This is a genomic window from Usitatibacter rugosus, from assembly GCF_013003965.1.
In the GTDB taxonomy this organism is placed as follows: domain Bacteria; phylum Pseudomonadota; class Gammaproteobacteria; order Burkholderiales; family Usitatibacteraceae; genus Usitatibacter; species Usitatibacter rugosus.
In genome coordinates this window covers 1,266,674-1,286,331 of sequence record NZ_CP053069.1, presented here as the reverse complement: position 1 = coordinate 1,286,331, position 19,658 = coordinate 1,266,674, and the positions used below count along the sequence as shown (strand labels likewise).

The window sequence follows — 19,658 nt, the reverse complement described above, 5'->3', positions numbered from 1 at the left end:
ACGCCTACTTGAGCTGGTCGTACAGGAGGTTGAGGATCTTCTTGCCGGTGGGGCTCGCCTCGGGCGTTCCCGCCTGCGACTGCACCTCCACCTGCGAGACGTTGGTGCCGGCGTCGGCCACATGGATGCGGTACTGGGGCTGCGCGGCCTTCGGCGCCGGCTTCCAGAACGCGAGCTTCTCCATGAAACCCTGCTTCTCGCCCGTCTTGAGATCCACTTCCGGGTCGATGTAGCGCACGAAGAACACGCCCTTGGAGCGGTCGCGGTCCTCGACGGTGAAGCCCACGCGGTCGAGCGCCAGGCCGACGCGGCGCCAGGCGCGGTCGAAACCGTCGTTCACCACGAGCGGGCCGGCGCCGTTGTTCTCGAGCACGGCGTTGCGCGATTCGGGCGTGGGCAGCGTCGTGCCGCCGGTGGTGGCCGAGGCGGCCTTCGTCGCCGGATTGAGGCCCGCCGCGGCGACGGTCTTCTTGTCGTCGTAGCCGAACTTGAGGGCCAGCAGCTGCAGGAACTCGGCCTCGAGCTCCGGGTTCGGCGGGCGCGGTTGCCAGATCGTGCGTTCTTCGGCGTTGCTGGTGTAGACCTCTTCCATGCCGCGGTGGCTTACGTACACCTCGGTGGAGGTGCCGTCGGCGCTCTTCTCCAGGCGCGTGCGGAACTTGTCGCGCTGCGGCGTCGAATACAGGCCGTCGAACACGCGGCCGATGGTGCGGCGGATCACGTCCTGCGGGATCTTGGCGCGGTCCTCGGCCCAATCCGTTTCCATGATCCCGGCCTGCGGATTCTCGCGCTGGATGGTGAAGCCCTTCTCGATCCAGAACTCGCGGGCGACCGGCCACACCTTGTCCGGCGTGGTCTTCACCACGAGCCAGCGCTGGCTGCCCGAGCGCTCGACGCGGATGCCGTCCACGGCCGGAAGCACGCCCGCGGTGGAGGGAATCTGCGGACCCGCGGCGCGATCGCGCGAATACGTGGAGAACGTGGTCTGTGCCTTCGGATCGGGGACGGCGAAGCGGTCGTCGATCGTCGGGCTGCTGAGCTCCGGCGGGATTTCGAGCGGCGCGTTGTTCTGCTTGGTCTGCGCGCTGCGGTATTCCATGCTCTTGTTGCCGGTGGAGGAGCAACCCGCCATCAGGAGGAACGCGAACAGGGGCAGGACGACGAGGCGGATGTGCTTCATGGGGAAATCCTTGTTCTAGGCGATGCACCCGGCTTCGCGAAGCGCGGTGGCCAGGGTGTCGTGGTGCGGGGCGGCGAAAGGTGTGAGCGGGAGGCGGATGCCCTCCGCGATGCGCCCCATCTTCGCCAGGGCCCATTTCACGGGAATCGGATTGGTTTCGAGGAACAGGTTCTTGTGCAGTCCGAGCAGGCGGTTGTTGATCTCGATGGCCTTGCGCGAATCCCCCGCGCGCGCCGCGGCGATCATGTCGTGCATGAGGCGGGGGGCCACGTTGGCCGTCACCGAGATTACGCCGTGGGCGCCCAACTGGACGTAGGCGAGCGCCGCGTCGTCGTTGCCGCTGAAGACGAGGAAGTCCTTCGGCACGCGCTTCATGAGCTCGGTGACGCGCTCGATGTTCGAGGTGGATTCCTTGATGCCGACGATGTTCTTCACCTTCGAGAGGCGCACCACCGTGTCGTTCTGGAGATCCGCGACCGTGCGCGAGGGCACGTTGTAGAGGATCACGGGGATGTCGGCGGATTCCGCGATCGCCTTGAAGTGCTGGTAGAGCCCTTCCTGCATCGGCTTGTTGTAGTACGGCACGACCGACAGGACGTAGTTGGCGCCGGCCTTCTTGGCGTACTGGGTGAGCTCGATCGCTTCCTTGGTCGAGTTGCCGCCGGCGCCCGCGATGATCGGCACGCGGCCGGCCGCGTACTCCACCGAAGAGGAGATGACGCGGTGATGCTCGTCGAAGTCGACGGTGGGCGATTCCCCCGTGGTGCCCACGACGACGATCCCGTCCGTTCCTTCCTGGACGTGCCAGTCGATGAGCGACTTCAGGCGGGGGAAATCGAGCCCGCCGTCGGCGAGCATGGGGGTGACGATCGCAACCAGGCTTCCGGCCAACATTCCAGACACGCTTCTCGGGCCTTGAAAAACCGCGATTTTAGCACCTCATTCGCGCCGGGCGGCCATGCGCTGGACGGCGGCGGGCCGGGGCTCCAGGACGGTGACGTCCTCGTACCCGATGACCCTCAATCGTCCGCGAACGGCGTCCAAAAGCTCGCCCGGAGCCAGCAGGAAGGCCGGATTGGAGGGCTTCCCGAAGCGTTCGTTGCCCCGGGCGAAGGTCTCGTAGACCAGCAGGCCGCCGGGCTCGAGGGAATCCACCAGCACGGGCAGCAAGGGGCGATGGAGGTAATTCGTGACCACGATGGCGTCGAACCGCTGTCCGGCGTAGGGCCACGGGCTTCCGTCCTCGAGATCGGCGGCGCGCAGGGTCACCCCGGACGGCGGGCCGGTAAAGAGCGACGTATCGCGGTCCACGGCGTCCACCTCGAAGCCGAGGGCCGCCAGCCAGCGCGCATGCCGGCCGGAACCGCACGCCACGTCGAGCACGGCACCGCCCGGGCGGATCATCGACGCCCAGCGCGTGACCCACGGGGACGGCGAAGCGATCGGTTCGTGGCTCATCCGAAGAGCTCCGCGATCGTTTCCTCGCCGATGGCGAAGCCCGTGCTCATGCCCAGGCCGTTGGTGACCGCGATCACGCGGGAGCGCGGCGTGGGCGATTCGGCCAGCAGCGGCTTCGCGTCCGCCACGGGATAGATGCCGGTCCAGCGGTCGACTACCTCGGCTCCGGGCGCATGGACCAGCGCGGCAAACTCATCGAGGATGAGCGCTTCGTCTTCGCTGTCGCACTCGCGATCGTAGCGATGCGAATCGCCGACGACGAGCGAGCCGTCCGCGCTTTGCGCGACGATCACGTGCACGCCCGCGGCGACATGGCGCGGCTGTTCGGCCGCCACGCGCTCACGCAACGCCGCGGCCGAGCGCAGCGTGGCAAAGCCTTCGTAGCGCAGGAAGCTCAGGTCACCCATCACGACCCCGGGCAGCTCCACGCCGGGTGCGCGCAGGCGCAGCATTTGAAGGCGGCAGTCGTGCGCGCGCGTCCGTGTGGCGAGCCCCGGTGCGAACGCGGCGACATTCGATCCGGGCACCACGACGACCGCGCCCGCGTCGATGAAGCCCGCGTCTGTTGCAAGACCGTTGGCCTCGATCGCGAGCGCCGTACGTCCACGATGCACCGTGACGCCTTTCGCCTCCTCCAGCCAGCGAAGGATCGCGGGAATCGCATCTCGCGCCTCGACGCGAAGCTCGTCCGGTGAATGAAGGCCACCCACGATGCCGGCCGAGGCGGCGGCGAATCGTTGGCGCACCGCCGCTGCCGGAAGCAACTCGCAGCGAGCGCCGCTCGGCGTGGCGCCGTATTCCTCGAGTACGGCGAGCGACTCGGCGCGCCGAGCCACGAGGAGCGCCCCGCGCTGCAGTACCGGAATGCCGGCGCTGTCCGTCACCTCGAGCCACACCTCGCGCGAGCGCAGGACGCGCGAACGCGTCACGCCCTCCGCCTGTCCCGCGAGCGTGACGAAACCGAAGTTCTGGACGGAAGAGCGCCGGGCGTGCGGGTCGCGTTCGACGATCGCGACCTTCAGGCCCCGGCGTGTCGCGGCGAGCGCGTGGGCGAGGCCCAGGATGCCCGCGCCCGCGACGACGAGGTCGAATGCGGCCATGCCGCCATCATAGCGGCACGGCCGTGACGGGCTTACTTCAGGCCGGCGAGACCCGCGGCGGCGACCATGCCGTCCTGCTCGGACGTGACGCCGGAAACGCCGATGCCGCCGACGATCTTGCCGTCGACCGTGATCGGGATGCCACCTTCCACCGGGCTCGCGTAACGCAGCCCGAGGAATCGCACGCCCGCGCCGCCGGCGGCGAGCGCGTCCTGGATCACTTTCGTCGGACGGCGCAGCATCGCGGCCGACACGGCCTTGTCCTGCGCGATCATCGTGCTCGCGGTCTGCGTCTGGTCGAGTCGCTCGAATGCGACGAGCTGGCCCGCGGTGTCGACGACGGCGATGGCCACGGGCCAGTTGTTCTTCTTGGCCTCGACGACGCCGGCCGCAACCATCTTGCGGGCCTGTTCGATCGTGACGTTGGGGCCGTACTGCGGAACCTGCGCGAACGCGATGCCGGCCGTGAGCGCTGCAATGCCGCCCCCAAGGGCGGCCAATCGGGCGAATCTCATCGTCTTTCCTCCATGGATTTGTTGGTTTGGCCTGCGATAAACACCTGCACACGCAAAATACTCCCGGCATTGCGCGAAGGCTAATATGGAGCGCTAGTCGTTCGAATGATGAAAACAGACCAAGACCCTGGAGGGGACACCATGCGAATCACCCGGATCGCCGCTTCACTGGCACTCGCCGTGCTCGCCGCCGCGTGCGCCGAGCTCACGCAGCAAACGCCCGCGCCGGTTCGCGGCCACAACCCCGAAGCCACGCCCAAGTTCGCCGTCGATCCGTACTGGCCGAAACCGCTGCCGGAGAACTGGATGCTCGGCCAGGTCGCGGGCATCGCCGTCGACAAGAACGACCACATCTGGATCGTGCATCGTCCCAAGTCGCTCGTGGACGACGAGAAGGGCGCGCAGTTGAACCCGCCGACGACGAAATGCTGCAAGGCCGCGCCGCCGGTGATGGAGTTCGATCGCCAGGGCAATCTGCTGCGCAGCTGGGGCGGCACGGGCACCGACCAGTATCCGTGGCCGAAGAACGAGCACGGCATCATGGTCGACGCCGACGGCAACGTCTGGATCGGCGCGCAGGACGACAACGACAACTACCTCCTCAAGTTCACGCCCGACGGCAAGTGGCTGATGACGGTGGGCACGCCCGGCAAGACGGGCGGCAGCAACGATCCGAACTTGCTCGGCAAGCCCGCGCACATGATCGTGGACGAGGCCGCGGGCGAGCTCTACATCGCCGACGGCTACAAGAACCGCCGCGTGCTCGTGGCCGACGCGAAGACCGGCGCCTACAAGCGGCACTGGGGCGCGTACGGCAACAAACCGAACGACGACAAGCAGGCACCGTACGACCCGAAGGCCCCGGCCCCGCAGCAGTTCTCCAACCCCGTGCACTGCGTGCGCCTCTCGAACGACAACCTGCTCTACGTGTGCGACCGCGCCAACGACCGCATCCAGGTGTTCCAGAAGGACGGCAAGTTCGTGAAGGAATTCAGCGTCGAGCCGCAGACGCGCCAGAACGGCTCGGCCTGGGACCTCGTGCTCTCGGAGGACCCGCAGCAGCGTTGGATGTTCGTGGCCGACGGCGCAAACGGCGAGGTGCACACGCTTCGCCGCAGCGATGGCGCCGTGGTGGGCACCATCGGCCGCCCGGGCCGCATGGCCGGCGAGTTCCGCTGGATCCACAACATCGCCATCGATTCGGCCGGCAACCTTTATACGGCCGAGGTCGGCAACGGTCGCAGGGCGCAGAAATTCAATCGGACGCAATGACCGCCGTTCCGGGCCGCAGGTCGCGGCCCGGCTAGGGCGGGAAGATTCGCTCTTTTCGCGAGAAATTCAGCAAGTTCTGCGAGAGATACACCTGAACCGACCCTTCGTCGATTTCGAAGAGCAGTCCCTTCCCGTCCATCGAATCCGGGACAACGCCTCGAATCGGGATTGCCAGGCTTCGCTGACGGCCATCCGAGGGAATCCACGAAAGGTAGGCGGCATCGGGCACGGGTGAGAACTCGAAGCGGGACACTCTCGCCCTTGGCCCCAGGACCGACCTGTCGATGTCGAACGCGTTTGCGTACTGGAACTGAACGTTTCGCAGATCCGCGCTCCCGACATTTGCGATCTCGATCGCCTGTGATTGCTGCCGCGAACCGGGGCCTGCACAGCCGGCGAGCAGGACAACGGTCGAAAGGAGGAGAGTCCTTCGGGGCCTGTTCATGCGAGTGATCATGAACGAAAGAAACCTCGCTCGCTAACCCGTTCGCCCATTCCGTCCGTTCACAGGGGCTGATCCCGAAAAAAGGAGAAGCCCCGTGAAACGGTTCCCGATCGTTGTCCTCGCCGCGGCGCTCATTGCGGCCGCCCTGCCCGCCACCGCCCGTTCGCTCATTCCCATTCCGCCGGCCAAGACGCTGACCGCGTTCAAAGACGAGGCGGAGTTGAAGGACTGGCTGGAGAAGGAACGCAAGCGGCAGGCGCCTCCCGGCCGGCGCGCGCTGGGGGCGATGGCCGACTCCATGTCGGCGCAAAACGCTCCCGCACTCACCTCCCCCGCTGCACCCGCCGCGAAAGCAATGGCGGGCACCGCGAAGGAAGAATCGATCACCAACACGCAGACCGTCGGTGTCGACGAGGGCGGCATCGTGAAGGTGCACGGCGAGCACCTCGTGATCCTGCGCCGCGGGCGTCTCTTCACGGTGGCGATGGGTGCCAGCCTCTCGCCGGCTTCCTACGCGGACGCGTTCGGCGAAGGCGTCGATCCGCGCGGCGCGTGGTACGACGAGATGCTGATCCACCGCAACACCGTGATCGTGATCGGCTACTCGTACGCGCGCGGCGGCACCGAGGTCGGCCTCTTCGACATCGACCGCGCCGGCAAGCTCTCGCATCGCGGGACCTATCACTTGAAATCCAACGACTACTATTCCTCGCGCAACTACGCGAGCCGCCTGGTCGGCGACAAGCTCGTCTTCTACACGCCGCTTTATCTCAATTTGCACGGCGACACGCTCGCGGGCTTCCCGGCGATGCGCAAGTGGAGCAAGGACGCGGTGCCGGCGGACTTCAAGCGCATCGCGCCCGCCACGCGCATCTATCGCACCGACGACGCGGTCGAGGGCCAGGGCCTCACGCTGCACACGGTGACCTCCTGCGATCTCGCGAAGCGCGACATGGCGTGCGAGGCCACGGGCGTGCTCGGCCCCGCCGGCCGCGTGTTCTACGTGTCGCAGGAGAACGTGTTCGTGTGGACGACGGATCACCGCCGTGTCGCGAAGGAAGCGCGCTCGGCCTCCGCGGTCTTCCGCATGCCGCTTTCCGGCGCGCCGCCCACCGCGCTGAAGGCGAGCGGCAGCCCCATAGATCAATTCAGCTTCCTCGAGAGCGACGGCTTCCTCAACGTGCTCGTGCGTTCGGAAGGCCGCGGCGAGACAATGTGGTCGTCGGAATCCTCCGCCGGATCCACCGCGCTGATGCGCGTCTCGCTCGATCGCTTCGGCAACGGAACCGATGCCGCGCCCGCCGAGGCTTACCGCAAGCTGCCCTCGCCCGCCGGCTACACCGTGCAGAACCGCTTCGTCGGCTCGTGGCTGCTCTATGGGTCCGGCAGCACCTGGGGCGGACCGAACGCGACGAAGCGCAATCCGCTCCACGCCGTCCGCTGGGACCTGTGCGATGCGCCGCAAACGATCTCGCTCCCCCATGGCGTCGATCGCATCGAAGCGCTCGGCCGCCACGCGCTCGTCGTCGGCACCGCCGGCAAGGACCTGCTCCTCTCGAGCGTTCGCCTCGACGACACCGCGACCGTCGCGCACCGCTTCACACGCGAGGACGCGGCGCAGGGCGAGACGCGCAGCCACGGGTTCTTCTACAAGCCGGACACCGACGACACGGGCCTGCTTGGCCTTCCCGTCGTGGGCGGCGGCCGCGCGGGCCACAAGCAGCTTCGCGACGGATCCGCGGCCGTGATGTTCATGCGCAACGACGCGCTGATGCTCGGCGACATCGGCGAGCTGGGCGCGAAGGCCACCGGCACCGACGATGCGTGCAAGGCCTCGTGCGTGGATTGGTACGGCAACGCCCGCCCGGTGTTCCTGCGCGGGCGCATCTTCGCGTTGCTGGGCTACGAGATCGTCGAAGGACGTTTCTCGAGCGGCACGATCAACGAGGTGGGACGAGCGAGCTTCGCACCGGGCGCGCAACGCATCGCCCGTGCGCCCTAGGGAGCACGCGGGAGTTGCATGGGAGAATGTCCGCCCCGCACCTGACGACATTCTCCCGGGAGTCCTGATGAAATCCCGTATCGCCGCCACACTCCTGATGTCCGCCGCCGTCGCATCGTGCGCCATCCAGGACGCACCGATTTCCACCGATCAATATCGCGCCCTGCTCGCGAATCCGATCCGCACCGACCGCGACCGGAAGATGGACGAGACGCGCCGTCCCGTGGAGCTGCTGCAGTTCGCCCAGGTGCGGCCCGGCATGGAGGTGCTCGACATGGCCACCGGTGGCGGCTACACCGCTCAACTGCTGACGCTGGCGGTGGGACCGTCCGGAAAGGTGTGGGCGCAGGCGCAGCAGCCGGGCACGGTGCTGAACGAACGCATGGCCGCGCATCCGCAGGCGAACCTCGTGGTGGCGAAGCGGACGTTCGACGATCCGGTCCCGCCGGAAGCGGCCCCGCTGGACCTCGTGACCCTGGTCCTCAACTATCACGACATCAGCTACCTGCCGGTCGATCGCGACGCGATGAACCGGAAGATCTTCGCCGCGCTCAAGCCCGGCGGCCGCTACGTCGTCATCGATCACTCGGCGCTGCCGGGCACGGGCATCAGCGCGGGCAAGACGCTGCACCGCATCGAGGAGGCCTTCGTGATCGCCGAGATCCGGCGCGCGGGATTCGTGCTGGACGGCGAAGGCTCATTCATGCGAAACGCCGCGGACACGCGCGCGGAATCGTCGAACCAGGCCACGCCCCCGTCGGACAAGTTCGCGCTGAGGTTCGTGAAGCCCCGCTAACCCGGCGCAACTACGGCTTGCGCGCGAGGAAGAAGTACATCCCGGCGAAGGTTTGCGGATGCGCTTCTTCGAACGACTGCCAGTTGCCGAGCACGAGGCCGTGGGGATCCTCGGGAAACTGCCTCGCGTAGAGCTGGCGCGTGGACGGTGGCACGCTGAAGCCCGCGAAGGCGAGGCCCGCGGATTCGAGGAGCGCAGCGATCTTCGAAACCGTGAAGCGATGCTCCTGCACATGGAAAAGCAGGTCGCGGCACTCGCTGCCCACGAAGAAATCGTCGAACGACATCACCTGCGCGAGTTCGCCCGCATCGGCCGCGAGGATGTCGCGCCGGCAGCGTCGGATGCCGTCCGCGGTCGGCGCGTAGCCTCGCTCCGCGATGTGGCGCCGCGCTGCGACCACCGCACGGCGGCCGAGCTCGCTGTACAGGCCCAGCATCATGTATCCCCCGGGGCGCAGCAGCGGCACGAGGTTGCGTAGCCCTTCGGCGGGATCCGCGAGATGGTGCAAGACGCCGCTCGACGAGATGTAGCCGAAGGTGCGCCCGATCGAGCCCAGCCGCACGATGTCGGCCTGCGCGAACTCGACGTTGTCCGCGCCGAGCTCCACCGCCTTGCGCTGCGCATAGCCGAGGCTCGCGAGGCTCAGGTCCACGGCCAGCACCTGCGAGCCCGCCACCTGGCGTGCGAGGCCGATCGGTTCGCGGCCGGTGCCGCACCCTGCGACGAGCAATTGCGTTCCTTCGATCGGTTCGCGCGGAAGTCCGGCAACCCGTTGGCGCAGGTACGTGTCGAGCGCAACCGGCGCACCCGCGGGTTCGAGGCTCGACCAACGCGGATACGGACTCTCCTCGTATTGCGCACGCACCGCTTCGGAAACGCCGTCCGCGATGTCGGTGAGCCGCGGCATCCGCGCGCGAAGCCCGCGCTCCTCGATCGGCTCGCGCACGTGGACGCGAAGCACATCTTCGAGACGAGCACTCCACGCAGGGTCCAGCAGCGCCGCCGAGTGCGTGAGGCCCACGAGCGGAAAGTAGCAGGCCGCGGCGAGCAAGCGACGCTCGCCGACCGGTCTTCCGGATCCCAGCGCGGCCTCGAGATCGCTTCGCAACCGCGCCACCACCGAGAGCTCGTCGTCCAGGGCATCGAAGACGAAGTCGTTCCGCAGGCACACGTGCGCCAGCGCCGCTTCGAAATCCGTCACGACCGAATCGTCGTCGCGCACGGCCGCCTCGAGCAACTCGCGGCGCGCTTGCGTGAGGAAGCGCTCCAGCTTGGCGTCCGGCACCGGCGACGTTTCCAGCAGCGCGAGCAAGAGCGGATCCGTGCGATCGATCGGCGGGGAACCGCGCAACAGGCTCACGGCACCGCGAGCGAGGTCCTCGGGGCGGATCCAGGCCTCGCGCAGCGCCCGCACCACCAGCGCGCGCACCCGCGACGGCACGCGCGTGAGCCGGGCGCTCTCGATGCAGCGCGTGAAGACGTACCGGGCTTGCGGTGTTTCGGCGCGGTCGAGCTCCGCGAGGGCAATGCGGATCGCCTCGTCGACGCGGCCGGCCTCGGCCAGCCCGAGCGCCTCCCCGAGCGTCAAGCCGCGGCCAGCAGCTTCGGCGCGACCTTCTGGACGCCCATTTCCTTGAGCGTCTCGGCGACCGCGGAGACGACGTTGCGCATCTCGTTGTGGTCGATGGCGCCGATGCAGCCGACGCGGAAGGTCTCCACCTGCGTGAGCTTGCCGGGGTAGAGGATGTAGCCGCGCGCCTTCACCTTCTCGTAGAAGTCCTTGAAGGTGTACGCGGGATCGCCGGGCGCGTGGAACGTGACGATCACGGGCGCCTGTACTTCCTTCGAGAGGAACGTGCGGAACCCGAGCGCGCCCATGCCCTCGATCAGCGTCTCGCAGTTCTTTCGGTAGCGTGCACCGCGCGCCGGTTGCCCGCCCTCGGCCTTGAACTGGCCCAGCGCCGCGTGGAACGCGGCTACCACGTGCGTCGGCGGCGTGAAGCGCCACTGCGTGGTCTTCTGCATGTACGTCCACTGGTCGTAGAGGTCCATCGCCAGCGAGTGCGAGTTGCCCTGGCACTTCTCCAGCACGGCCTTGCGGGCGATCACGAAGCCCATGCCGGGCGGGCCTTCGATGCATTTCCCCGACGCGGCGATGACGGCATCCATCGGATGCTTCGACACGTCGATGTCGAGCGCGCCGAAGGAGCTCATCGCATCGACGATCAAGCCCTTGCCGTGCTTCGCGCAGACCTCCGCGATCTCCGCCAGAGGATTGAGGATGCCGGCGCCGGTCTCGCAGTGCACCTGCGCCACGTGCGTGATCGACGGATCCTTCACCAGGGCTTCCTCGATCATCGCGGCGGTCGGATGCTTGTCCTCGGGAATGTCCAGCGCCACGTGCGCGCGGCCGAGGTACTTGCAGATCTTCAGGATGCGAAGGCAGTACGCGCCGTTGTTCGGCACCAGCACCTTGCCGTCGCGCGGCACGAGGTTGCCGATCGCGGCCTCCACCGAGAACGTGCCCGAGCCCTGCAGCGGCACCGCGACGTGCGTCGCCTTGCCGTGGACCACGTCCACGACATCCTCGCAGATGCTCGCCGTGATGCGGTTGAACGTCGCATCCCAGGAGCCCCAGTCGCGGAGCATCGCCTGCTTGGTCTCGAGCGACGTCGTGAGGGGGCCGGGGGTGAGGAGGATGGGGTCGTTGCCTTTGATCATGGTCTTTCCTTTCGGATCTCTACTTCTGCGCTACCGCGCACACAAGCTGAACCACGGAGGCACGGAGACACGGAGGGCCACGGAGGAATTCTGGTATTGCAATGGCGATCATCGTCCAAGGGTCCCCACCGCGCCACTTCCCGCCCATTCAAGCCTTCCTCCGTGACCCTCCGTGTCTCCGTGCCTCCGTGGTTCAAGGGTTGCCTCTAAAGCCGCCAGGCTTGCGTCCTGCGGTCGAGCCAGACCTGGAGGAAATAATAGACCACGCACATCGCCGCCGACGTCAGCACCACCAGCGTGGCCATCGCCGCCGCCGGCCCGATGTCGCCCGCCTCGTCCAGGTTCACGATCGCCACCGAGGCCAGCGTCGTCTTGGGCGAATACAGGAACACGACCGCCGACACGGTCGTCATGGCGTTCACGAAGAGATACCGGCTGATGTCGAGCATCGCCGGCAGGCACACCGGGAAAGTCACCTTGAAGAACGTGCGCCAGAACGGCACGCGCAGCGACGCGCTGACCGCCTCGAACTCGTTGTCGATCTGTTTCAGCGCCGTCACGGCCGTGAGGTGCGAGGAGGTGTAGTAGTGCACCGTGGTGCAGATCACGAGGATGCCCATGCTGCCGTAGAGGAAGTGCAGCGGGTTGTCCGCTTGCACGAAGAAGAAGATATAGCCCAGGCCCAGCACCATGCCCGGCACGCCCATCGGCAGCACGGCCATCAGGCGCACGAAGGGCCGCAGGGGGTCGACACCGCGCGTTTTCTCCATCAAGTAAGCGGTGGCGAAGATGAAGACCGCGCCGAGTGTCGCGCACCAGAGCGCCATCTTCACGCTGTTCCACCACGAGACGATCACGCCCGCATCGATGAGGCCGAGGCGGTAGTGGTCCAGCACCAGCGAGAAGTTGTACGGCCAGAGCTTCACCAGCGAGCCGTAGATCGCCATGCCCAGCACGGCGAGGAAGACGATGGCGAGCAGCCAGCAGTACGCGGCCATGATCCAGTCGTAGAGCTTCGAAGGCTTGGGCACGTACGGCACCGATCGTGCCGAGAGCAGAGCCTGCTGTCGCTTCTGCACGTAGCCGTCCACCACGTATGTCACCGCCACGGGCACGAGGAGGATGATCGCGACCACCGCGCCCTTGGGGAAGTCCTGCTGGCCGATCACCAGCTTGAAGATGTCGGTGGCGAGCATGTTGAAGTTGCCGCCGATCACCTTCGGGATGCCGAAGTCGGAGAGCGCGTAGGTGAACACCACCATCCATGCGCTGATGATCCCGTACTTGGCGCCGGGCAGCGTGATGGTCCAGAACTTCCGGGCCGAGCTGGTGCCCAGCGCATCGGCCGCCTCGTAGAGCCGCGCGTCGGTGAGAGATAGCGCGGTGACGAGGATCATGAGCGCGTGCGGGAACGTCGCGAACACCATCGAGATCACGATGCCGGGCGCGCCGTAGATCTGCGAGCCCATGAGCCAGCTCTTCAGCAACCCCTGGTTGCCGAACCAGAAGATGAACGAGATCGCCGCCAGCAGCGAGGGCGCGAGGATCGGCACCAGAGCGATGTTGCGCAGCAGCGGCTTGAAGCGGATGCAGCTTCGCGTGAGCGCGTAGGCGAACGTGAAGGCGAGCGGGATGGTGACCGCCGTCACCAGCGTGGAGACCCACACGCTGTTCCAGATCGACTTCGCGAGCGAGGGCGTGTGGAAGTACTGCTCGAAGTTGGCGAGGGCCACGAAGGCGCCCGATTTGTCCTCGAGGCTCTTCATGAGGATCATCGCGAGCGGCGCGATGAGGAACACGGCGAGCGAGATGCCCGCCACGACCAGCAGCACGTTGCCGATCCGGTCGGTCCAGTGGACCTTCAAACGCACCGTCGTCCCCGCGGAGGCGGGGACCCAGTCTGGATTCCCGACGTCTCGGGAATGACTGCTCGCGGCGTTCAAGGGGTCAGGCGTTCGCGAAGACCCGCAGGCGATCGGCGGGGACGGCCACGCGCAGCGTTCCGCCCGGACGCGGCGTGAACTCCGCCATGTCGTTCAGCGACAGATCCGCCGTGAGCGGCTGCTCGATGCCGTTCAGCCGGAACGTCACGCGCGAGAACGAGCCGAGATATTCCACTTTCTCGATCACCGCGGCGGCGGAGTTGGGCGTGGCGCTGGTCACGCCTCGCACCATCACATCCTCCGGCCGGAAGAAGACCTGTACGGCGCCCTTGCAGGTGGCGCCGTTGGTGTGGCATTCGAAGCGCTGCTCGCCGACCTGCACGCGGTTCTCCACCGTGCACTGCGCGGGCAGCAGGTTGGTCTTGCCGACGAAGTCCGCGACGAACGGCGACGCGGGCCTCGCGTAGATCTCGGTGGGCGTGCCGATCTGCTCGATCTCGCCCTGCTTCATCACCACGATGCGGTCGGCCATGGAGAGCGCTTCCTCCTGGTCGTGCGTGACGAGGATGGTGGTGATGCCCACGCGCTGCTGGAGGCTGCGGATCTCGCCGCGCAGCCGAGCCCGGACGCGCGCATCGAGCGCGGAGAGCGGTTCATCGAGGAGCAACAATCCCGGCGAGGTGGCGAGCGCTCGTGCGATCGCGATGCGCTGCTGCTGTCCGCCGGAGAGCTGCGCGGGAAACTTGGGACCGCTGTCCGGGAGACCGACGAGCGCAAGCAACTCCTGCACGCGCGCCTCGCGCTCCGCGCGGGGCTTGCCGCGATTCACGAGACCGTAGGCGACGTTCTCGGCAATCGACAGGTTGGGGAACAGCGCATACGACTGGAACACGATGCCGTAGTCGCGCTTCATCGGCGGCAGCCGGGAGATGTCCTTCCCGGCCTGCACGATGCGTCCCGAGGTCTGCGTCTCGAGGCCGGCGATGATCCTGAGCAGCGTGGTCTTGCCGCACCCGGAGGGCCCGAGGAAGCAGATCAGCTCCCCCTGGCGAACCTCCAGGCTCACACCCTTCAGCGCGGCGAAGGTACCGAAATCCTTGCGGATATCGGTGAGTTCGAGGAACCCCCGGATCCCCGACGAATCGGGGATGACGTTGCCATCCGGGGTCTCGCGCAACGTCACTTGGGCTCGGTCTTCGACGCGTAACGCTTGTTCCATTCCGTGAGGATCTTGTCGCGGTTCTTCGCGGCGAACGCGAAGTCGTTCTTGATGAGGAGCTTCTCGAGATCGGCCGGGACGAACTCCAGCTTCATGTTGAGCCCCGGGTAGGCGACGATCGCGAAGTTCTTGGCATAGGCCTCGTTGGCTTCCTTCGAGGCGACCCAGTCCATCAGCTTCTGGGCGGCGGCCATCTTCTTCGTGGACTTCATGATCCCCGAGCCCTCGATGTCGTAGCCCAGGCCCTCCTTCGGGAACACGATGTCGACCGGCGCGCCTTTCTTCTTCACGTCGTTGGCGCGGTACTCGAACGAGATGCCGATCACGAACTCACCCGCGCCCGACTGGCGGCACGGCTTGGAGCCCGAGTGCGTGTACTGCGCGATGTTCTCGTGCAGCGCGTCCATGTACTTCCAGCCCTCGGCCTCGCCGAAGAGCTGCAGCCACGCCGTCACGTCGAAGTAGCCGGTGCCCGACGACGCGGGGTTCGGCATCGTGATCTGGCCCTTGTAGATGGGCTTGGCGAGATCCTTCCACGTCTCCGGCTTCGGGATGCCTTTCTTCGCGGCTTCCACGGTGTTGAAGCACACGGCGGCTGCGTACACGTCCTGCCCCACCCACATCGGCGGGCGTGCCTTGTCGCTGTACGTCGCGTTCAGCTTCTCGAAGCCCTTGGGCGTGTAGCCCACGAGCATGCCCTCGGCCTTGAAGATCTCCATGCCGGAAGCCGCGACGCCGAGCACCACGTCGGCCTGCGGGTTGGCCTTCTCGGCCAGCAGCTTGGCGATGATGACGCCGGTCGAGTCGCGGACGAACTTCATCTCGACGTCGGGCGCCATCTTGGCGAACGACTCCGAGTAGGCCTTCAGCTGGTCGGTCTCGAGCGCCGTGTAGACCAGCAGCTCGGTCTTCTGCGCCCACGCCGGTGCGGCGGCGAGAACGGCGGCGGCGAGAAACAGCGCCTTGCGAATGGGATGGGTCATGATCCTCTCCTGGGTGTCTGCGTTGGTTTTCTGGGGTTGGGTCGGCGAGGCGGCTCGATGAGATTATCAGAGCCGGCTGATGCTCGCACTTGCCGCAGCGCCTTCGCGATCTCGAAGAAAGCGCGCACCACCCGGGCGTCGCGCCGCTCCTCGAGGCACACCACGTGGGCGAAGGTGTAGATCTCGGCGTCGGCGATGCGCACGGCGCGAATCTGCGGGTGCGGGATGTATTCGACCTCGGAAACCGTGCCCAGGCCCACGCCCATGATCACCGCCTCGCGGATCGCCTCGCGCCCGCCGATCTCCATCACGATCCGCGGCTTCACGCCCGAGCGCCGCAGGGCGTCGTCGAAGGCCTTGCGCGTGGTCGAGCCCTCCTCCCTCAGGATCATCGCCTCCCCCTCGAGCTCCTTGATGCGGATCGACTTCCTCGCGGAAAAGCGGTGGTCCTTGTGCATGAAGACGACGACGGGGTGGCGGCTGTAGGGCATGGAGTGGAAGCGGGCGTCGTGGGTGTATTGCGCGAGCACGGCGACATCGGTGTGGTACTCGATCAGCTCCCCCAGCACCGCGGTGGAGTTGCCCACGCGCACCGACACCTGCATCTGGGGATAGCGCTGATTGAACCGCGCCAGCATTTCAGTCACGTGAAAGGGGCCGACCGCGCCCACCCGGAGCGACCCCGAGCGCAGCTCCCCCGAATCCTGCAGCAGGTGGATGGTCTCGCCCTCGAGGGCGAAGACGCGCTGCGCGAGCTCGTAGAGCTGCTCGCCCAGCGGCGTGAGCTTCACGGTCCGGCCGCGGCGATAGAAGAGCTCGATGCCGTAGGTCTCCTCGAGGAAGCGCACCTGGGTCGTGACGGTCGGCTGGCTGATGTGCAGCAGGCGCGCGGCCCCCGTGAAACCGCCGGCGCGGGCCACGGCGTGGAAGGAGCGGAGCTGGGTGAGGCGCATCGAATCCTCCGTGACGGTTCCGGGACCAAGAATAGCTTTTTTGAATGGACAACCCAAAATAAAAGAATTTGATCTATGGCAGCGCGGACCCCGACACTCGCCGCACCGGTCGACAGAACCGGGACTGGAGGAGAAGTCGTGTCGCACCGCTATCACAACCCGGTTGCCATCCGTTTTGGCGCGGGCGCGATCGGCGAGCTGCCGGAAATCCTCGGCAAGCGCCGCGCGATGCTCGTCACCTTTCCGGAAGCCGAAGGCCTCGGCCTCGTCGCGAAGCTGCGCGCCATCCTCGGCGGCTCCCTCGCGGGCGTGATCGACCGCATCGAGCCCAATCCCGACGTGAGCTACCTCGCGTCGATGTACGAATCCTTCTGGCGCGAGCACGCGGACGTCGAGGCGATCGTCGCCGTCGGCGGCGGCAGCGCGATCGACACCGCGAAGGCGCTGATGGTCGGCACCACGACAGGCCGTTTCGACGATCTCGTGGCGCTCCTCGCGACCGGCAAGCCTTTCGTTCCCGCGCGCATCAAGTCGCTCATCGCCGTGCCCACCACGGCCGGCACCGGCAGCGAAGTCACGCCCTGGGCCACGATCTGGGACAAGGCCGCGGGCCGGAAGCACTCGCTGCACCTCCCGCAGACCTGGCCCGAGGCCGCCGTGGTCGATCCGGACCTCATGCTCACGCTCCCCAATTCGGTGACCGTGCAAAGCGGACTCGACGCGCTGTCGCATGCGCTCGAGTCGATCTGGAACGTGAACGCGAACCCGATCTCCGACACGTATGCGATCGCGGCGGCGCGCGAAGTCATGGCGACGCTCCCGCGCCTGCTTCGGGAGCCGGGCAGCCGCGAGCTTCGCTCGCGCATGGCGCTGGCGGCGCTGAAGGCCGGCATGGCCTTCTCGAACACCAAGACCGCGCTCGCCCACTCCATCTCGTACGAGATGACGCTGCGCTTCGGCCTGCCGCACGGCATCGCCTGCTCCTTCACGCTGCCGATGGTGCTCGAGCGCGCCGCCGGGACCGACCCCGGGCGCGATGCCGTGCTGGCCGCCATCTTCGACGGCGACCTCGCCACGGCGCCCCGGCGCCTGGCGGCTTTCCTCGAGGAGGTGGGCGTGAAGACGGATTTCTCGGCGTACGGCGTGACCGAGGACGATTCCCGCCGCATGATCGCGAACGCGCTGGACGGCGTGCGCGGCAAGAACTTCATAGGAGCGCGCGCATGAGCCGATCGACCGACTGGATCGACCGCGTCACGCCCGTCGTCGATGCGATCAGCACCGCGGCCGGAAAGATCGTGTCCTGGCTGATCGTGCCGATGTTCGGCGTGCTGTTCTTCGAGGTGATCGTGCGCAAGTTCTGGACGCCCACGCTCTGGGCGAACGATATCGCCACCATGTGCTTCGGCGCGCACTTCTTCCTGGCCGGCGCCTACACGCTCAAGCTGCAGAAGCACATCCGCACCGACTTCTTCTCGAAGAACTGGTCGCTCAAGAACCAGGTGCGCATGGACATCGCGCAGTACGTGCTGCTCTTCCTGCCCGGGATGATCATGTTCACGTACATCAGCTGGGGCTACGCGGCCGAGTCGTGGGAGCTCCGCGAGGCGCTCATGACCACGTGGCGGCCGCCCGCGTACTGGTACAAGTCCGTGATCCCGCTGAGCTCGGCGCTGATCCTCCTGCAGGGCATCGCCGAAGTGCTGAAGTGCTTCAAGACGCTGCAGACCGGCATCGATTACCGCGAAGGCGAGGGCCCCAGTGAGCTCACCTGACCACCCCGCCGCGGAGGCGCGCGCATGAGCCCGGAAGTCCTCGGCCTGGTCCTGCTCGGATGCATGTTCGTGGTGATCCTCGGGGGCTTCCCGATCTCGTTCACCCTGATCCTGCTCGGCCTCGTCTTCGGCTACATCGGCCTGGGCGACAAGGTCTTCCACCTGATGACCTACCAGGTGTTCGACACGATGACCGACACGGTGCTGGCCGCCGTGGCGATGTTCACCTTCATGGGCTACGTGCTGGAGAGCGCGGGGCTCATGAACCGCCTGTTCCACGCGGTGCAGCTGATGTTCGGGCGCGTGCACGGCTCGCTCTTCCTCGCGACCATCTTCACGGCGACGCTCTTCGCCGCGGCCACGGGCATCGTGGGCGCCTCGGTGACGATCATCGCGCTGATGGCCGCGCCCGTGATGCTGCGCTCCGGCTACGACGTGCGGATGTCGGCCGGCACCATCTGCGCCGGCGGCACGCTGGGCATCCTGATCCCGCCTTCGGTGATGCTGGTGGTGATGGGCCCGGTGCTGCAGGTCTCGGTCGCGCGCCTCTACGCCGGGGCGCTGCTGCCCGGGCTGCTGCTGGCGGGCCTGTACCTCATCTACACGATGGGTCGGGTGTGGCTGAACCCGAAGCTCGGGCCGCCGCTGTCGGAGAAGGAGCTCGACGTCCCGAAGTCGTACGTGTTCAAGGAGCTGGCGTTCGGCTTGGTACCCCCGACGGCGCTCATCGTCGCGACGCTGGGCTCGATCGTCACCGGGTGGGCCACGCCCACCGAAGGCGCGGCCATCGGCTGCATCGGGGCTCTGGCCGTCACGGCCGCGCACGGCAAGCTCACGTGGGCCGTGTTCAAGGACTCGACGTATCGCACGGTGCAGACCGCGAGCATGGTGATGATCCTGCTCATGGCGTCGAACTTCCTCGGCAGCGTGTTCTCCGCGCTGGGCACGCCGAGCTTCATCGCCGAGACGCTGGTGAGCTGGAACATCCCGCCCACGGCGCTGATCCTCTCGATCCTGGTGCTGTGCTTCATCCTCGGCTGGCCGCTGGAGTGGGTGCCGATCGTCGTGATCATCGTGCCGATCTTCCAGCCGATCCTCGAGACGCTGAAAGTCGACATGGTGTGGTTCAGCATCCTGCTCGCCGTCACGCTGCAGACCTGCTGGCTGTCTCCACCGGTGGCGCTCTCGGCGTACTACCTCAAGGGGATCATGCCGAAGTGGGACCTGGCGGACATCTACAAGGGAATGATGCCTTTCATGATCCTGCAGTGGATCGCGGTCCTCATCCTGTATTTCTTCCCGCAGATCATCCTGGTGCTGCCCAACCTGGTTTTCGGAGCGAAGTAGCAACCCCCA

18 protein-coding genes are annotated in these 19,658 nt (G+C 66.9%); 6 read left to right on the top strand and 12 right to left on the bottom strand.

Going from position 1 to position 19,658, the window contains the following annotated elements:
• Positions 1–4 precede the first annotated feature (4 nt).
• The 5 genes from bamC to DSM104443_RS06405 are packed head-to-tail and all read right to left on the bottom strand — an operon-like array spanning position 5 to position 4,253.
• Complete coding sequence (gene bamC / locus DSM104443_RS06425) at positions 5–1,180, bottom strand: outer membrane protein assembly factor BamC (protein WP_171090555.1); 1,176 nt, start codon at positions 1,178–1,180, stop codon at positions 5–7.
• A gap of 15 nt (positions 1,181–1,195) precedes the next feature.
• Positions 1,196–2,074 carry a 4-hydroxy-tetrahydrodipicolinate synthase gene (gene dapA, locus DSM104443_RS06420; RefSeq protein WP_171090553.1) on the bottom strand — a complete coding sequence of 293 codons (879 nt, stop codon included), beginning with the start codon at positions 2,072–2,074 and terminating at the stop codon, positions 1,196–1,198.
• Positions 2,075–2,119: 45 nt separating this feature from the next.
• A complete protein-coding gene (locus DSM104443_RS06415; protein ID WP_171090551.1) occupies positions 2,120–2,638 on the bottom strand; it encodes a class I SAM-dependent methyltransferase in 519 nt (172 codons plus the stop codon).
• The gene (locus DSM104443_RS06410) at positions 2,635–3,738 is read right to left on the bottom strand and encodes a TIGR03364 family FAD-dependent oxidoreductase (RefSeq protein WP_171090550.1); all 1,104 of its coding nucleotides are present in this window, start codon (positions 3,736–3,738) and stop codon (positions 2,635–2,637) included. Before DSM104443_RS06410 ends, DSM104443_RS06415 begins: the two co-directional genes overlap by 4 nt.
• Positions 3,739–3,770: 32 nt before the next feature.
• Complete coding sequence (locus tag DSM104443_RS06405; RefSeq protein WP_171090548.1) at positions 3,771–4,253, bottom strand: GlcG/HbpS family heme-binding protein; 483 nt, start codon at positions 4,251–4,253, stop codon at positions 3,771–3,773.
• A gap of 141 nt (positions 4,254–4,394) precedes the next feature.
• On the opposite strand from DSM104443_RS06405, the gene DSM104443_RS06400 reads away from it, so the two are divergent.
• Complete coding sequence (locus DSM104443_RS06400) at positions 4,395–5,525, top strand: NHL repeat-containing protein (RefSeq protein WP_212756997.1); 1,131 nt, start codon at positions 4,395–4,397, stop codon at positions 5,523–5,525.
• Between the two features lie 31 nt (positions 5,526–5,556).
• Here the strand turns inward: DSM104443_RS06400 and DSM104443_RS06395 are convergent, their stop codons facing one another.
• The gene (locus DSM104443_RS06395; protein WP_212756995.1) at positions 5,557–5,982 is read right to left on the bottom strand and encodes a hypothetical protein; all 426 of its coding nucleotides are present in this window, start codon (positions 5,980–5,982) and stop codon (positions 5,557–5,559) included.
• An 82-nt stretch (positions 5,983–6,064) separates the two neighbouring features.
• On the opposite strand from DSM104443_RS06395, the gene DSM104443_RS06390 reads away from it, so the two are divergent.
• Together DSM104443_RS06390 and DSM104443_RS06385 are read left to right on the top strand one after the other, a co-directional pair.
• Complete coding sequence (locus DSM104443_RS06390; protein ID WP_171090545.1) at positions 6,065–7,972, top strand: beta-propeller domain-containing protein; 1,908 nt, start codon at positions 6,065–6,067, stop codon at positions 7,970–7,972.
• A 67-nt stretch (positions 7,973–8,039) separates the two neighbouring features.
• A complete protein-coding gene (locus DSM104443_RS06385) occupies positions 8,040–8,768 on the top strand; it encodes a class I SAM-dependent methyltransferase (RefSeq protein ID WP_171090544.1) in 729 nt (242 codons plus the stop codon).
• A 10-nt stretch (positions 8,769–8,778) separates the two neighbouring features.
• On the opposite strand, the gene DSM104443_RS06380 is transcribed toward DSM104443_RS06385, so the two are convergent.
• From DSM104443_RS06380 to DSM104443_RS06355, 6 genes are all read right to left on the bottom strand, one after another.
• Positions 8,779–10,356, bottom strand: coding sequence for a class I SAM-dependent methyltransferase (locus tag DSM104443_RS06380; protein WP_171090543.1), 1,578 nt, complete (start codon positions 10,354–10,356; stop codon positions 8,779–8,781).
• Complete coding sequence (locus DSM104443_RS06375) at positions 10,353–11,489, bottom strand: 2-aminoethylphosphonate--pyruvate transaminase (protein ID WP_171090542.1); 1,137 nt, start codon at positions 11,487–11,489, stop codon at positions 10,353–10,355. The genes DSM104443_RS06380 and DSM104443_RS06375 overlap by 4 nt, the downstream gene beginning before the upstream one ends.
• A gap of 206 nt (positions 11,490–11,695) precedes the next feature.
• On the bottom strand, positions 11,696–13,360 hold the full coding sequence (locus DSM104443_RS06370; RefSeq protein ID WP_212756993.1) for a putative 2-aminoethylphosphonate ABC transporter permease subunit: 1,665 nt from the start codon (positions 13,358–13,360) through the stop codon (positions 11,696–11,698).
• Positions 13,361–13,436: 76 nt separating this feature from the next.
• Positions 13,437–14,555, bottom strand: coding sequence for a putative 2-aminoethylphosphonate ABC transporter ATP-binding protein (locus DSM104443_RS06365; protein ID WP_212756992.1), 1,119 nt, complete (start codon positions 14,553–14,555; stop codon positions 13,437–13,439).
• Positions 14,552–15,574: a putative 2-aminoethylphosphonate ABC transporter substrate-binding protein gene (locus tag DSM104443_RS06360; protein ID WP_171090538.1), complete on the bottom strand. Its 1,023-nt coding sequence runs from the start codon at positions 15,572–15,574 to the stop codon at positions 14,552–14,554. Before DSM104443_RS06360 ends, DSM104443_RS06365 begins: the two co-directional genes overlap by 4 nt.
• Positions 15,571–16,527 carry a LysR substrate-binding domain-containing protein gene (locus DSM104443_RS06355; RefSeq protein WP_171090536.1) on the bottom strand — a complete coding sequence of 319 codons (957 nt, stop codon included), beginning with the start codon at positions 16,525–16,527 and terminating at the stop codon, positions 15,571–15,573. The genes DSM104443_RS06360 and DSM104443_RS06355 overlap by 4 nt, the downstream gene beginning before the upstream one ends.
• A 138-nt stretch (positions 16,528–16,665) precedes the next feature.
• Between DSM104443_RS06355 and psrA the strand changes: the two genes are divergently transcribed.
• The 3 genes from psrA to DSM104443_RS06340 are packed head-to-tail and all read left to right on the top strand — an operon-like array spanning position 16,666 to position 19,649.
• A complete protein-coding gene (gene psrA, locus DSM104443_RS06350; protein WP_171090534.1) occupies positions 16,666–17,754 on the top strand; it encodes an iron-containing alcohol dehydrogenase PsrA in 1,089 nt (362 codons plus the stop codon).
• Entirely contained in the window at positions 17,751–18,302 is a 552-nt protein-coding gene (locus DSM104443_RS06345) for a TRAP transporter small permease subunit (protein WP_171090532.1), read from the top strand. The genes psrA and DSM104443_RS06345 overlap by 4 nt, the downstream gene beginning before the upstream one ends.
• Positions 18,303–18,326: 24 nt before the next feature.
• Positions 18,327–19,649 carry a TRAP transporter large permease gene (locus DSM104443_RS06340; protein WP_171090531.1) on the top strand — a complete coding sequence of 441 codons (1,323 nt, stop codon included), beginning with the start codon at positions 18,327–18,329 and terminating at the stop codon, positions 19,647–19,649.
• Positions 19,650–19,658 lie beyond the last annotated feature (9 nt).

Excerpts from the sequence above, each read along its gene's own strand:
- DSM104443_RS06395 (WP_212756995.1), bottom strand. The coding sequence starts at position 5,982 with ATGATCACTCGCATGAACAGGCCCCGAAGGACTCTCCTCCTTTCGACC.
- DSM104443_RS06375 (WP_171090542.1), bottom strand. The coding sequence starts at position 11,489 with ATGATCAAAGGCAACGACCCCATCCTCCTCACCCCCGGCCCCCTCACG.
- DSM104443_RS06385 (WP_171090544.1), top strand. The coding sequence starts at position 8,040 with ATGAAATCCCGTATCGCCGCCACACTCCTGATGTCCGCCGCCGTCGCA.
- DSM104443_RS06360 (WP_171090538.1), bottom strand. The coding sequence starts at position 15,574 with ATGACCCATCCCATTCGCAAGGCGCTGTTTCTCGCCGCCGCCGTTCTC.
- DSM104443_RS06355 (WP_171090536.1), bottom strand. The coding sequence starts at position 16,527 with ATGCGCCTCACCCAGCTCCGCTCCTTCCACGCCGTGGCCCGCGCCGGC.
- DSM104443_RS06415 (WP_171090551.1), bottom strand. The coding sequence starts at position 2,638 with ATGAGCCACGAACCGATCGCTTCGCCGTCCCCGTGGGTCACGCGCTGG.
- DSM104443_RS06345 (WP_171090532.1), top strand. The coding sequence starts at position 17,751 with ATGAGCCGATCGACCGACTGGATCGACCGCGTCACGCCCGTCGTCGAT.
- dapA (WP_171090553.1), bottom strand. The coding sequence starts at position 2,074 with ATGTTGGCCGGAAGCCTGGTTGCGATCGTCACCCCCATGCTCGCCGAC.
- DSM104443_RS06410 (WP_171090550.1), bottom strand. The coding sequence starts at position 3,738 with ATGGCCGCATTCGACCTCGTCGTCGCGGGCGCGGGCATCCTGGGCCTC.
- bamC (WP_171090555.1), bottom strand. The coding sequence starts at position 1,180 with ATGAAGCACATCCGCCTCGTCGTCCTGCCCCTGTTCGCGTTCCTCCTG.
- DSM104443_RS06400 (WP_212756997.1), top strand. The coding sequence starts at position 4,395 with ATGCGAATCACCCGGATCGCCGCTTCACTGGCACTCGCCGTGCTCGCC.
- DSM104443_RS06340 (WP_171090531.1), top strand. The coding sequence starts at position 18,327 with ATGAGCCCGGAAGTCCTCGGCCTGGTCCTGCTCGGATGCATGTTCGTG.
- DSM104443_RS06405 (WP_171090548.1), bottom strand. The coding sequence starts at position 4,253 with ATGAGATTCGCCCGATTGGCCGCCCTTGGGGGCGGCATTGCAGCGCTC.